Origin of the sequence: Devosia sp., from assembly GCF_028290625.1 — a bacterium.
In the GTDB taxonomy this organism is placed as follows: domain Bacteria; phylum Pseudomonadota; class Alphaproteobacteria; order Rhizobiales; family Devosiaceae; genus Devosia.
Genome location: NZ_JAQGJM010000024.1, coordinates 118,333 through 130,106 on the forward strand (window position 1 = coordinate 118,333; position 11,774 = coordinate 130,106).

The 11,774-nt window shown below is 64.3% G+C and carries 11 protein-coding genes; 8 read left to right on the plus strand and 3 right to left on the minus strand.

The annotated features are described in order from the left end of the window. Nucleotides 1-34 precede the first annotated feature (34 nt). The 8 genes from JWR51_RS13630 to JWR51_RS13665 all read left to right on the plus strand — a co-directional run bounded on the left by JWR51_RS13630 (nucleotide 35) and on the right by JWR51_RS13665 (nucleotide 8,550). Nucleotides 35-1,492 carry an ABC transporter substrate-binding protein gene (locus JWR51_RS13630; protein WP_299748367.1) on the plus strand — a complete coding sequence of 486 codons (1,458 nt, stop codon included), beginning with the start codon at nucleotides 35-37 and terminating at the stop codon, nucleotides 1,490-1,492. A 45-nt stretch (nucleotides 1,493-1,537) separates the two neighbouring features. Beyond that, nucleotides 1,538-2,485 carry an ABC transporter permease gene (locus JWR51_RS13635; RefSeq protein ID WP_299748369.1) on the plus strand — a complete coding sequence of 316 codons (948 nt, stop codon included), beginning with the start codon at nucleotides 1,538-1,540 and terminating at the stop codon, nucleotides 2,483-2,485. After that, nucleotides 2,482-3,330 (plus strand): ABC transporter permease, encoded by an 849-nt coding sequence (locus JWR51_RS13640; protein WP_299748251.1) that lies wholly within the window; start codon nucleotides 2,482-2,484, stop codon nucleotides 3,328-3,330. Before JWR51_RS13635 ends, JWR51_RS13640 begins: the two co-directional genes overlap by 4 nt. Then, entirely contained in the window at nucleotides 3,327-4,127 is an 801-nt protein-coding gene (locus JWR51_RS13645; protein WP_299748253.1) for an ABC transporter ATP-binding protein, read from the plus strand. Before JWR51_RS13640 ends, JWR51_RS13645 begins: the two co-directional genes overlap by 4 nt. Further along, nucleotides 4,124-4,867 (plus strand): ABC transporter ATP-binding protein, encoded by a 744-nt coding sequence (locus JWR51_RS13650; protein ID WP_299748255.1) that lies wholly within the window; start codon nucleotides 4,124-4,126, stop codon nucleotides 4,865-4,867. Before JWR51_RS13645 ends, JWR51_RS13650 begins: the two co-directional genes overlap by 4 nt. 15 nt (nucleotides 4,868-4,882) lie before the next feature. Beyond that, nucleotides 4,883-5,674: a DUF1684 domain-containing protein gene (locus tag JWR51_RS13655; RefSeq protein WP_299748257.1), complete on the plus strand. Its 792-nt coding sequence runs from the start codon at nucleotides 4,883-4,885 to the stop codon at nucleotides 5,672-5,674. Between the two features lie 135 nt (nucleotides 5,675-5,809). Continuing rightward, nucleotides 5,810-6,784, plus strand: a complete 975-nt coding sequence (locus JWR51_RS13660; RefSeq protein ID WP_299748259.1) for an ABC transporter substrate-binding protein — start codon at nucleotides 5,810-5,812, stop codon at nucleotides 6,782-6,784. A gap of 98 nt (nucleotides 6,785-6,882) precedes the next feature. Then, entirely contained in the window at nucleotides 6,883-8,550 is a 1,668-nt protein-coding gene (locus JWR51_RS13665) for an iron ABC transporter permease (RefSeq protein ID WP_299748261.1), read from the plus strand. 164 nt (nucleotides 8,551-8,714) lie between these two features. Here the strand turns inward: JWR51_RS13665 and JWR51_RS13670 are convergent, their stop codons facing one another. From JWR51_RS13670 to JWR51_RS13680, 3 genes are all read right to left on the minus strand, one after another. Continuing rightward, nucleotides 8,715-9,737 carry an ABC transporter ATP-binding protein gene (locus tag JWR51_RS13670; RefSeq protein WP_299748263.1) on the minus strand — a complete coding sequence of 341 codons (1,023 nt, stop codon included), beginning with the start codon at nucleotides 9,735-9,737 and terminating at the stop codon, nucleotides 8,715-8,717. A gap of 62 nt (nucleotides 9,738-9,799) precedes the next feature. After that, nucleotides 9,800-10,354, minus strand: a complete 555-nt coding sequence (locus tag JWR51_RS13675; protein WP_299748265.1) for a flavin reductase family protein — start codon at nucleotides 10,352-10,354, stop codon at nucleotides 9,800-9,802. Nucleotides 10,355-10,702: 348 nt separating this feature from the next. Next, a complete protein-coding gene (locus JWR51_RS13680) occupies nucleotides 10,703-11,692 on the minus strand; it encodes an acryloyl-CoA reductase (RefSeq protein WP_299748267.1) in 990 nt (329 codons plus the stop codon). Between the last annotated feature and the right edge of the window lie 82 nt (nucleotides 11,693-11,774).

The window sequence follows — 11,774 nt, forward strand, 5'->3', positions numbered from 1 at the left end:
GTTTGGGGCGCGCGCCATCGCCGCGACGGCCGCCATGGTCGCCCTGCTCGGCGTCAGCCCGGCCGTGTTGGCCCAGGCCGCGTTCGACAAGGATGCCGTTATCGAGATCGGTTCGCTCTATGAGCCACAGAACCTCGACAACACCGCCGGCGCCGGCCAGGGCGTCAACGAGGCCTTCAACGGCAACGTTTATGAGGCGCTGTTCGCACTGACCGATGCCGGGACCGTCGAAAACTCGCTGGCAAAGGACTACACCGTCAGCGAAGACGGCCTGACCTACACCTTCACGCTCCAGTCGGGCGTGACCTTCCACTCCGGCGATCCGCTGACCTCGGCCGACGTCAAGGCCAGCATTGAGCGCGTCACCGCCGAGGCCTCCAAGAGCTCGCGCAAGAAGAGCCTCGCGACCATCGCCAAGATCGAAACGCCGGATGACGCTACCGTGGTCATCACGCTGTCGGAAAAGTCGATCTCCCTTCCCTATAACCTGAGCTATGTGTGGATCGTCAACGATACCGCCACCAGCCTCACCGATAAGGAAGACGGCACCGGCCCCTACACTCTGGCCGATTGGCGCCGCGGTTCGACCCTGTCGCTCGACCGCAACGACAAATACTGGGGCACCGCGCCGACCAATGCCGGCGTGACCTTCAACTATTTCACCGATGCCACAGCGCTCAACAATGCGCTGCTGACCGGCGCCGTCGACATCATCACCTCGGTGCAGAGCCCCGATGCGCTGGCGCAGTTCAAGGATAATGCCGACTTCACCGTCACCAACGGCCAGTCGACCACCAAGGAAATCCTGGCCTTCAACGACCGCGTCGCGCCGTTCGACAACGTCAAGGTGCGCAAGGCCATCGCCCGCGCCATCGACGACAAGAAGCTGCTCGAATCGATCTGGGGCGAATACGGCACGCTGATCGGCTCGTTCGTACCGCCGACCGACCCGTGGTACACCGATCTGACCGCCGTCGACGCCTATGACCCGGAAAGCGCCAAGGCGCTGCTGACCGAGGCCGGTTACCCCGATGGCTTCACCTTCAAACTCGATACGCCCGACTACGACCCGCATCCGATCGTCGCCGAATTCATCAAGAGCGAGTTGGCCAAGGTTGGCGTAACCGTCGAGATCAACATCATCACGGCTAACGAATGGTACACCAAAGTGTATCAATCGCTGGACTTTGCGGCGACGCTTCAGGAGCACGTGAACCACCGCGATATCGTGTTCTACGGCAACCCGGATTTCTATTGGGGCTATAACAATCCCAAGGTGATCGAGCTGATCAAGCAGTCCGAAGCGAGTGCCACGGTGGACGAACAGACCGCCAAGTTGCTCGAAGCCAACAAACTTATTGCCGAAGACGCGGCATCGGATTGGCTATATCTCTATCCCCAGATCGTGGTATCGGCTGCCTCGGTAACCGGCTATCCGGTCAACGGGTTGAACTCTCAGTTCTTCGCCTACGACATTCAAAAGGCGGAATAATTCCGCGCGAGCCGGCGAAAGGGGCTGCCTATTCTCAGCTATATCCTGCGCCGGCTCGCCATTCTCATTCTCTCGCTGCTGCTCGCCTCGGTGGTGCTGTTCGCGCTGTTGCGCCTGCTGCCGGGCGATCCGGCAAATGCCCTGCTGGGCGTTGGCGCCACCGCCGAGCAAATCGCCGCGGCAAAAGCCCAAGTCGGCTCGGACCTGCCGCTGGCTGAACAATTCGTGCGCTTCGTCTCCAGCCTCGCCCGCTTCGATCTGGGCACCTCATTCGTCAGCCAGGCGCCGGTGGGCGCGGAAATTCCTAACCGGTTGACGGTGACGATTCCCGTCACGCTGCTGTCGTTCGCGCTGGCCATCGTCCTCGCCGTGCCGCTAGGCATCGTCGCCGCGGTCAAGGCCGATCGCTGGTATGGCGGTGTGATTTCGGTGGTATCGCAGCTCGGCATCGCCATTCCGGTGTTCTGGGTGGGCATCTTGCTGGTCACGGCTTTTGCCATCAATATTCGGCTATTTCCCTCGGGCGGATTTCCCCGCCACGGCTGGGCGGAGCCGCTGGAGGCGCTGCGTAACCTGGCGCTGCCCGTGCTGACTATTGCGGTGGTGATGGCCTCTTCGCTGCTGCGCTATGTGCGTTCCGCGACGCAGGATGTGCTGGGCAGCGATTACCTGCGTACCGCGCGAGCGCTCGGCTCCGGATTTACGGAGGCGCTGCTGCGCCATGGCGTGCGCAATGGCGTGGTGCCGATCATTTCCATTATCGGGATCGAGCTGGCCTCGACCTTTTTGGGCGCCGTGGTGGTGGAGAGGGTGTTCGCCCTGCCCGGCCTTGGCTCCATGCTGCTGCTGGGGATTTCGCAACGCGACTATCCCAACGTGCAGGGCGTGCTGTTCGTCTCGACGCTGCTGGTGCTGCTGATCGGGTTTATCGCCGACCTGGTGCAGCGCCTGGTCGATCCGCGCCTGCGGGATCGCATGGTGGGATCGCCATGAGCGCAGTGGCTGCACTACCGACGCGGAAATCGCGGCGCTCGTGGCTCTTCGCCCTCGGGTTGACCCTGGTGGGGATCAATGTGGCCGTGGCGCTGCTGACGCTGGTCTGGCTGCCCTATGATCCGTCCAGCACGGCGGGCGGGCGGCTGGAAACGCCATCGCTATTGCATTGGGCTGGCACGGACCGGTTGGGCCGCGATCTGTTTACGCAGATCATGATCGGTTCGCGCATCGCCCTGATGGTGGGTGCCGGCGCGGTCGCCATCGGGGCGGCCATCGGGGTCACGCTGGGCGTGCTATCGGCCTTCGCCACGCGGCTGCTCGACGACACCTTTGCCGCGGCATTCGACATTCTGATCGCCTTTCCCACCCTGCTGCTGGCCATGCTGGTGGTGGCGGCCAGCGATACGGCGAGCCTGTGGACGGCGATCCTGGCGCTAGGTATCGCCATTTCGGCCATCGTGGCGCGGTTGACGCGCATCCTCGCCAAACGGGTCATCGGCATGGACTACATCACCGCTGCCCGCACCTCGGGCACGTCATGGCCGCAAATCGTGGTCAAGCATGTGCTGCCCAATATCTGGCCGACGCTGCTGGTCAATTTCGCGCTGCAGTTCGGCATCGCCGTCACCGCCGAGGCCTCGCTGTCCTATCTGGGCCTGGGCGCGCCGCCGCCTAATGCCTCATGGGGGCGCCTGCTGCAGGAAGCGCAGGGCACGGTCTATACCGCGCCCTTCGGCGCCATCGCGCCGGGGCTGGCCCTGCTGATCCTGGTCATCGGCATCAACCTGTCGGCCGACGGATTGCGTGACATCGGCGACCCGACACGGCGAGGCTCGCGATGAGCCTGTTGTCGGTCAAAGGACTAAAGATTTCCGCGGCGGAACGGCCGCTGGTGTCCGACCTGTCGTTCACGGTCGCTGTGGGCGAGCGGGTGGGGCTGATCGGCGAGTCGGGGTCCGGTAAGTCACTGACGGCGATGGCGATCATCGGGCTGTTGCCGCGCAATATCGTGGCCAGCGGCTCGATCACTCTGGATGGGCAGCAGGTTATCGGCGCATCCGAACGCAATCTCGGGCAATTGCGTGGCAGCGCTACGGCGGTGATTTTCCAGGAGCCACTGACGGCGCTGGATCCGCTGATGCGGCTCGGTCGCCAGATCGAGGAGCCGCTGCGGCGGCGCTATCGGCGCGAGGGGCTCGACCCGAAAGCCATCAAACACGAAGTGCTCGAACTGATGGAGCGCGTCGCCCTGCCCCAGCCGGAGCGCATTGCCGCCGCCTATCCCTACGAAGTTTCGGGCGGACAACGGCAGCGGGTAGCGATCGCCATGGCACTGGCGTGCCAGCCAAAGCTACTGATCGCCGACGAGCCAACCACGGCGCTGGATGTGACGACGCAGGCGGAAATCCTGAAGCTGCTCGACAGCCTGGTGCGCGACCTCGGAATGGCGCTGCTGTTCATCAGCCACGACCTGCCGGTGGTCGCCAACGTGGTCGATCGGCTGACGGTTTTGCGCAACGGCGTGGCCGTGGAGCAAGGCGCGGTGCGCGACGTGCTCGGCGTGCCGAAGAACCCCTACACGAAGACCCTAGTCGAGGCTGCGCGCGCCTTCGATCAAGCGCTGGGCCGCACGCCATGATCCTGTCCGTCGACCATGTCAGCTTCGGCTATGCCCGCGACCGGCAGGTGCTGGACGATGTCAGCCTCGTGGTCAAGCGCGGCCGGAATCTCGGCATCGTCGGTGAATCGGGCTCCGGCAAGACCACACTGCTGCGGCTGCTGCTGGGGCTCAATCGACCGACCAAGGGGACTATTCGCTTTGGCGAGCAGATGCTGGACGCCGGCAATCGCGGCTTCATGCGCGCGTATCGCCGCTCCGTGCAGGCGGTGTTCCAGGACCCCTATTCCTCGCTCGACCCACGCCAGAACGTCTTCGGCATCATTGCTGAACCGCTGCAATCGCTGAATATCGCGGTGCCGCATCGCGAGGCGGTCGAGGCAGCGCTGGTGTCCGTTGGATTGCCTGCGGATGCCATGAACCGCTATCCGCATGAATTCTCCGGCGGGCAGCGGCAGCGCATCGCAATCGCCCGCGCCATCGTTTCGCGCCCCGAACTCATACTCGCCGACGAAGCCGTCAGTGCCCTCGACCTCTCGACACGCATCCGCATCGTGGATTTGCTGAAGACGCTTGGACGGAAAATGACACTGGTGCTGGTCTCGCACGACCTCGGCGTCGTCGCCTCGCTGTGCGAGGACATCGTGATCCTGGAGCGCGGCCGCATTGTCGAAAACGGCAAGACGCGCCAGATACTCGACCACCCGCAACATCCCTATACGCGTAAATTGATCGACAGCGCTCCGCGCATGCCGGCCTGAACTTTGGTGGATCCTATGGCTTCTGATTACGACGCGACGATCAAGGACTGGCAGGCGCAGCGCATTGCCCATCTCACCGCCGAAGATGGCTGGCTCAACGTCATTGGCCGGTTCTGGCTGGAAGACGGCACCGCCAGTGTCGGTTCAGACGAAAGCAATGACATCATACTGTCCGCCGGCCCCGCCCACCTTGGCAGCATTACGCAGGACCAAAACGGCGTGACGTTCCAGCCAGCAGAAGCTGGCGCGGCGCCCATCGTGCTCAAGATCGATCCCGTCAATCCGCCCCGCTTCGCCCTCGGCTCGCTGCGGCTGGAAGTGACGACGATGGACGGCCGTAACGCCTTGCGGGTGCGCGACATCGATGCGCCGGAACGCGTGAACTTTCCCGGCCTGCCCTATTTCCCGATCGACCCGAACTGGCGAAAGATCGCCGACTGGGTGAAGCTGGACCGGCCTATAGAGATGGATGTCGACACGGTCCTCGGCATTCCCACGACGGTGACGATAACCCGCAAGGCCGTCTTCACCCATGACGGCGTCACCTACGAATTGCTGCCCACCCATGGCACTGCCGCCAAGCCGCAATTCGTGCTGCGCGACCTCACCTCCAAGACCGAGACCTATGGCGCGTCGCGGTTCCTCTACGGGGAAGAGCTGACCGACGACACCATCATTCTCGACTTCAACAAGGCGTTCAATCCGCCCTGCGCCTTCACGGTCCACGCGGTGTGCCCGCTGCCGCCGCCGGAAAACATCCTGCCCATCCGCATCGAAGCGGGAGAACAGCGACCGAAGGGACATTGAGCCGCCGCGTTATTGCGGCGCGGTGCAAAGCCCGGCCATTGTCATCGAACCGTCAACCGCAGCCGCTAGGGCTCCCGCCAACGGTCGGCCCGCCTCGGGTCGGCATCGACTGCAACGGCAGATCAGGAGCTCTCCATGCGCCACCTCATCCTTGCGGGCCTCATGCTCGCCACCGCGTTCACCCCGGCCCTCGCTGCCGATGACACGCTGGTGCTCTATACCAGCCAGCCCAATACCGATGCGCAGGCCACGGCCGACGCGTTCATGGCCGCCAATCCGGGCATCAAGGTGGAGTGGGTGCGCGACGGCACCCCGCTGATCATGGCCAAGCTGCGCACCGAAATCGAAGCCGGCGCGCCGCAGCCCGATGTGCTGCTGATCTCGGACATGGTCACCATGGAAGGCCTCAAGCAGGAAGGCCTGCTGCAGGCCTATCCCGAAGCCAATGTGGCGGGCTTCGAGCCGGGCCTGATGGACAAGGACTTCAGCTATTTCTCGACCAAGCTGATCACCACCGGCATCATCTACAACACGGCGGCGCCAATGGTGCCGACCAGCTGGCTGGACCTAACCAAGCCGGAAGCCAAGGACCAGATCGCCATGCCCAGCCCGCTGACTTCGGGCGCGGCGATGATCCATGCGGTGACGCTGACCGGTAATCTCGACGGCGGTTGGGACTTTTACACGGCGCTGGCGGCTAATGGCGCTCTCGCCTCGGGCGGCAATGGCGATGTGCTGAAGGCGGTTGCCGGTGGCGACAAGCTCTATGGCATGATCGTCGACTACCTGCCGATCCGCGAAGCCGCCAAGGGTGCGCCGGTTGGTTTCGTGTTTCCCACCGAAGGCGTTTCGGCGGTGACCGAGCCGGTGGCGATTCTCAAGTCGGCCAAGCATCCCGATGCGGCCAAGCTGTTCATCGATTTCCTGCTGTCGGAAAAAGGCCAGCAGCTCGCCTCGTCCATGGGCTACATCCCTGCCAGCGCCAGCGTGGCCCTGCCCGCCGGCTATCCAGATCGCGCTTCGATCCACGTGCTCGGTTATGACGCGGCCAAGGCTCTTGCCGACGACGCGGCGAACAAGGAAAAGTTCACCGAAATCTTCGGCCAGTAATCTTCAAAGTCAGCGTGACCGAAACACGGCTAAACAGTTCCAGCGACACGGACATTCGCCTCTCCCTCTCGGGCAGGATGGGTGTGTCGCTTGGTCGGATGACCGGCACTGCATTGCCCGTCATTTTCGTTTTTGTCGTGATTGGGGTGCTGTGCCTGCTGCCGATGGCGCGACTGGTTTGGGCGGCGCTGGCGCCGGGCGGGGTGCTGGATTTATCGATTTTTCTGGAGCGAGCTGCCAAGGCGGCGACGCTGAGGGCCACGCTCAATACGGTAGATACGGCGTTTTTCGGGGCCGTGCTGGCGCTGCTGATCGGGGTGCCGTTTGCGCTGCTGGTGTCGATGAGCGACATGGCTGGGCGCAAGCTTGCTGGATTTCTTCTTTTGCTGCCGCTGATGGTCGCGCCGCAGGTGACGGCACTGTCGTGGATGCACCTGCTGGGGCCGTCGAGCGCTCTTTTGGGAGCGTTCGGATTGGCGCCTCCACCCGGCTCTAGCAATCCGCTGCTTGGACGCGGCGGCATCATCGCGCTCTACGGGTTTCAGCATGCGCCGATCGTGTTCATCACCGTGCGGGCGGGGCTGGCGGGAATTCCGCGCGACTATGTCGAGGCCGCAAGAGCGTCGGGCGTTCGGCCGCTGCGGGTCTTACTCGATGTGGTGCTGCCGCTCGTACGGCCTTATCTGGCGGCGGGGGCGGCGCTGGCTTTTGTGGCCGGCATCGGCAATTTCGGCATTCCGGCACTGCTGGGCATGCCGGTCAATTACCTGACGCTGACGACGCTGATCTACCAGCAGCTTTCGAGCTACGGCTCCGGGGTGTTGCCGCAGGTGGCGTCGCTGTCGATCCTGATCGGGGTGCTGGCGCTACTTGGGGTTGGGTTGCAGGGTTTTGCCTTGCGCGGACGTGGGCATCGTTTCACGGCGGGGACGTCGGCGCGGTTCAGCCTCCGCGGATGGCGCCTGCCCGTGTCGGTCCTGGCGTTTATCGTGCTGCTGGTAATGATCGCGCTGCCGATCCTGGCGCTGGTCGGCACGTCGTTGATCCCGTCCTATGGCGTGCCGTTGACTTGGGCGACGCTGACTTTCGACAATTATGCCGAGGTGCTGACGCGACAGGCGTCGACGATCCGGGCATTCGTCAATTCCACAAGCCTCGCCGGTGCGGCGGCAGTGATCCTGGCGCTGGGTGCGGTGCCGCTGGCTATTGCGCTGACGCATCTGTCGCGACGGGGGCAACGGCTGGCGCATGGGCTGGTTGATTTGCCCTATGCGCTGCCGGGGATCGTGTTGTCCAGCGCCTGTATCCTGTTGTTCCTCAAGCCGCTGCCGTTGATCGGCAGCCTATATGGCACCGCCTGGATAATCCTGATCGCTTATCTGATGCGGTTCCTGGCGCTGGCGCTCAAGCCCGTCACCACCGCTATCGGGCAGATGTCGCATGATCTGTTGGAAGCGGCAGCGTCGTCGGGCGCCGGGCCGCTGCGGAGGCTGTTGACCATCACGACGCCGTTGGCGGCGCCGGCCGCAGTCGCGGGAGCGCTGCTGGTGTTCATGACGGCGTTCAATGAATTGACAGTTTCGGCGCTGCTGTGGTCGGGCGGGCACGAGACGCTGGGAGTGATCCTGTTCAGCCTCGAGGAGGCGGGCCTAGCCACCCACGCGGCGGCGGTCGCGGTGACCACCATCGTAGCGGTTGTCGTCTTGCTGCTGGCGGTGGACCGGCTGGGGCACAAACTGCCGGCAGGCGTTTTGCCCTGGCGTTGAGGGGCTGAGTGATATTCGAGCTTACCACTCCTTCCTTCCCGCGGACTTGATCCGCGGGCCGTTCGCCGCTTGTGCCGGATTGAGAGCGGCCCGCGGGTCAAGCCCGCGGGAAGGACGGTGGGTGGGGATGGATCAGGTACAATAGATCGAGCGTACTCTTGGCGCTAGCCAGGAACGATCCAGGCGTCGGTGACGGCGACATGAACCTTGGCACCAACCGCGACGGGCTCGGGGCTATCGAGGACAAGGCGCTCACGCGAGCCGGTGATGGTCAGATGCAGCTCATAGACCGGGCCCTTGTAACTTAGGCCGTCCACTGTGGCAGCGATGCCGGCATCGGCCAGGTGGAGGGATTCGGGGCGGAGCAGCAGCTTGGCGGGACCGGTCTGAGCAGTTCCCCGCGCCGCGAAGTGATGGCCAGCCACGCTCGCGCCCTGCCCGTCCACCGTGGCGCTCACGATGCTGCCGCGGCCGACGAATCCGGCGACCATGGCGTTGGCCGGGGAACCGTAAATCTGCTGCGGGGTGCCAAGTTGTTGTAGGCGTCCACCATCCAGCACGGCGATACGGTCGGCCAGGGCCAGCGCCTCGGCCTGATCGTGGGTGACATAGATGATGGTGGCGCCGGTGCGCTGGTGGATGGCGCGAAAGGCCTCGATCATCGAGGCGCGCAGGTGGACGTCGAGATTGGCCAGCGGTTCGTCGAACAGGATGGCCTGGGTTTCAGCGACGAGGCACCGCGCCAAAGCAACACGCTGGCGCTGGCCGCCGGAGAGTTCATCGACGCGGCGAGACTCGAAACCGGCAAGGTCCACGGTTCGCAACGCCGCCGCCACCCTGGGGGCGATCAGCGAGGATTCTATGCGGCGAGCCCGGAGAGGATAAGCAATGTTCTGCGCCACATCCATGTGCGGCCACAGCGCATAGGACTGGAAAACGATGCCGACGCCGCGATCCTCGGGTGCATCCTGGTGCTCCGGCGTGGCGACCGTGCGGGTGCCGAACAGGATTTCGCCAGCGCTGGGGGTTTCGAAGCCGGCGATCAGGCGCAGCAAAGTGGTCTTGCCGCAGCCGGAGGGGCCGAGCAGTGCGGTGAACGAGCCGGCGGCGAAGTCCAGGTCGATATCGGACAGCACCGGCGCGCCACCAAAGTTCTTGGCGATGGATTGCAGTTTGATATCGGTCATGCGCCCTCCAGTCGTCTGCGCGACCTATAGGCGTCATATGTCAAATTGGCGACAGCTATGACCTAGCTGCTCGACGGACCTCCGATGTGACGGTAGCTGCCGTGCCAGTAGATCAGCGGCTGGGCATCGCCACGCGTGGTGACGGCCCGGACCCGGCCAATCAGGATCGCATGGGAGTGACGGTCGATGGCTTCTTCCAGCTCGCAATCGAGGACGGTCAGGGCATCGACCAGGGCCGGCGTGCCGGTAACGAGTTCCTGCCACTGGCCGCCGAGATAGCGGTCGGCGCCCTTGATGCCGCCCCGGCCGGAAAAGCGGTCGGCAATGTGCTGCTGGTCATGGGCGAGGACGTTGACGGCAAAATGGCCGTGGCGCTGCAGCGTCGACCAGGACGAGGACGCGCGGTTGAGGCTGACCAGGATCGAAGGCGGATCGACCGACAGCGACGACACCGAAGTGGCGGTGAAGCCGGTGCGGTCATCGCCCTTGCCGACCGTGATGACACTGACGGCCCCAGCCAGATGGCGCATCGAATCCTTGAAGCTATCGCTATCGACCGAGGACAGTAGACCGGGATCAAAGGCGGGCGACAGGGTGGCCAGATCAAGCACGGACATGGAGGTTTTTTCCTTCGAACACGGCATAGCGGCGACAGGACAATACGAGCACGCCGTGCTGGTCCACGGCGAGAGCGGGCGTTGCGAATGCGATGGGCGCGGGACAAATTGCTTGCCCCGACGGGGAGGCTGGTAGAATTGAAATCTACAAAACGATAATGTCTATGTTTTTAGTAGAATATTGTATGATGGGCTGATGGTGGTAGCCGACCTTCACCTCGCCCCTTTGGGGAGAGGTCGACCCTCTTGGGTCGGGTGAGGGGCCTTTACTGGGTGACGCGCGTGGGAAAGGCCCCTCACCCGTCGCTGCGCGCCGACCTCTCCCCGGAGGGGCGAGGTGAAGAGCGGCTATCGAAGCTTCACCAAGGTCCGCCCCTGCACCTTGCCGGCCAGGATATCGCGGGCGGCCTGGGGCAGTTCGGCAAGGCCGACTTCGCTGACGAAGGGTTCAAAGGCGACGGGATCGAAGAGTTCGGCGAGGCGGGTCCAGGCCGGGATGCGGGCCGAATAAGACTGCATGACGCTGTCGATGCCGAGCAGGGCGACGCCGCGCAAAATGAAGGGGAGCACGGTGGTGTTGAGTTCTATCCCACCGGCATTACCGAAGGCGGCGACGGCGCCTTGGGCTTTGACCTGTTTGAGCACCTTGCCCAGCATGGCGCCGCCAACCGTATCGACAACGCCAGCCCAGCGGGCGCTTTCGAGGGGTTTGTCGGGCGTGGCCATCAGTTCGTCGCGGGCGATGATGCTGGTCGCGCCAAGTTGGCGGAGGCCCTCGGCCAGCTGCGGGCGCCCGGAGACGGCGACGACCTGGTAGCCGAGCTTGCCGAGCAGGTGCACGGCGATGGAGCCGGTGCCGCCCCCTGCCCCGGTCACCAGCACTTCGCCGCCACTGGGGGTGAGGCCATTGGCTTCGAGCCGGTCGATGGCGCGCATGGCGGTGAACCCGGCGGTGCCCAGCATCATGGCGGTGCGGGTGGACATGCCCTTGGGCAGCGGCACCAGCCAGTTGGCGTCGAGCCGCAGCTTTTGCGCGTAACCACCCCAATGGGTTTCGCCGACGCGCCAGCCGGTGAGGATGACCTGATCGCCGGGGGCATAGCGGGGATCGGCGCTGTCGAGGACCGTGCCCGAGGCGTCGATGCCGCCGATGTGAGGATAGGTGCGGACGATGCCGCCACCGCCGGTGAGGGCGAGGCCGTCCTTGTAGTTGAGGCCAGACCACTCGACGGTGAGGGTGACGTTGCCGTCCGGCAGGCGGGAGTTATCCAGCGTTTGGACGCTGGAGGTGATGGCGCCGGCTTCGGACTTTTCGGTGAGGAGGGCTTGGAAGGGCATGGGCGTTGGGCTCAGGGGCGGCGTAGGTGCCCCACCCTAGCCCTCCCCATAAGGGGGAGGAACAGGTTTGTGAATGTGGCAA

Coding starts and splice junctions, on each gene's coding strand:
- JWR51_RS13645 (WP_299748253.1), top strand. CDS start 3,327: ATGAGCCTGTTGTCGGTCAAAGGACTAAAGATTTCCGCGGCGGAACGG.
- JWR51_RS13655 (WP_299748257.1), top strand. CDS start 4,883: ATGGCTTCTGATTACGACGCGACGATCAAGGACTGGCAGGCGCAGCGC.
- JWR51_RS13630 (WP_299748367.1), top strand. CDS start 35: ATGGTCGCCCTGCTCGGCGTCAGCCCGGCCGTGTTGGCCCAGGCCGCG.
- JWR51_RS13680 (WP_299748267.1), bottom strand. CDS start 11,692: ATGCCCTTCCAAGCCCTCCTCACCGAAAAGTCCGAAGCCGGCGCCATC.
- JWR51_RS13675 (WP_299748265.1), bottom strand. CDS start 10,354: ATGTCCGTGCTTGATCTGGCCACCCTGTCGCCCGCCTTTGATCCCGGT.
- JWR51_RS13665 (WP_299748261.1), top strand. CDS start 6,883: ATGACCGGCACTGCATTGCCCGTCATTTTCGTTTTTGTCGTGATTGGG.
- JWR51_RS13650 (WP_299748255.1), top strand. CDS start 4,124: ATGATCCTGTCCGTCGACCATGTCAGCTTCGGCTATGCCCGCGACCGG.
- JWR51_RS13660 (WP_299748259.1), top strand. CDS start 5,810: ATGCGCCACCTCATCCTTGCGGGCCTCATGCTCGCCACCGCGTTCACC.
- JWR51_RS13670 (WP_299748263.1), bottom strand. CDS start 9,737: ATGACCGATATCAAACTGCAATCCATCGCCAAGAACTTTGGTGGCGCG.
- JWR51_RS13640 (WP_299748251.1), top strand. CDS start 2,482: ATGAGCGCAGTGGCTGCACTACCGACGCGGAAATCGCGGCGCTCGTGG.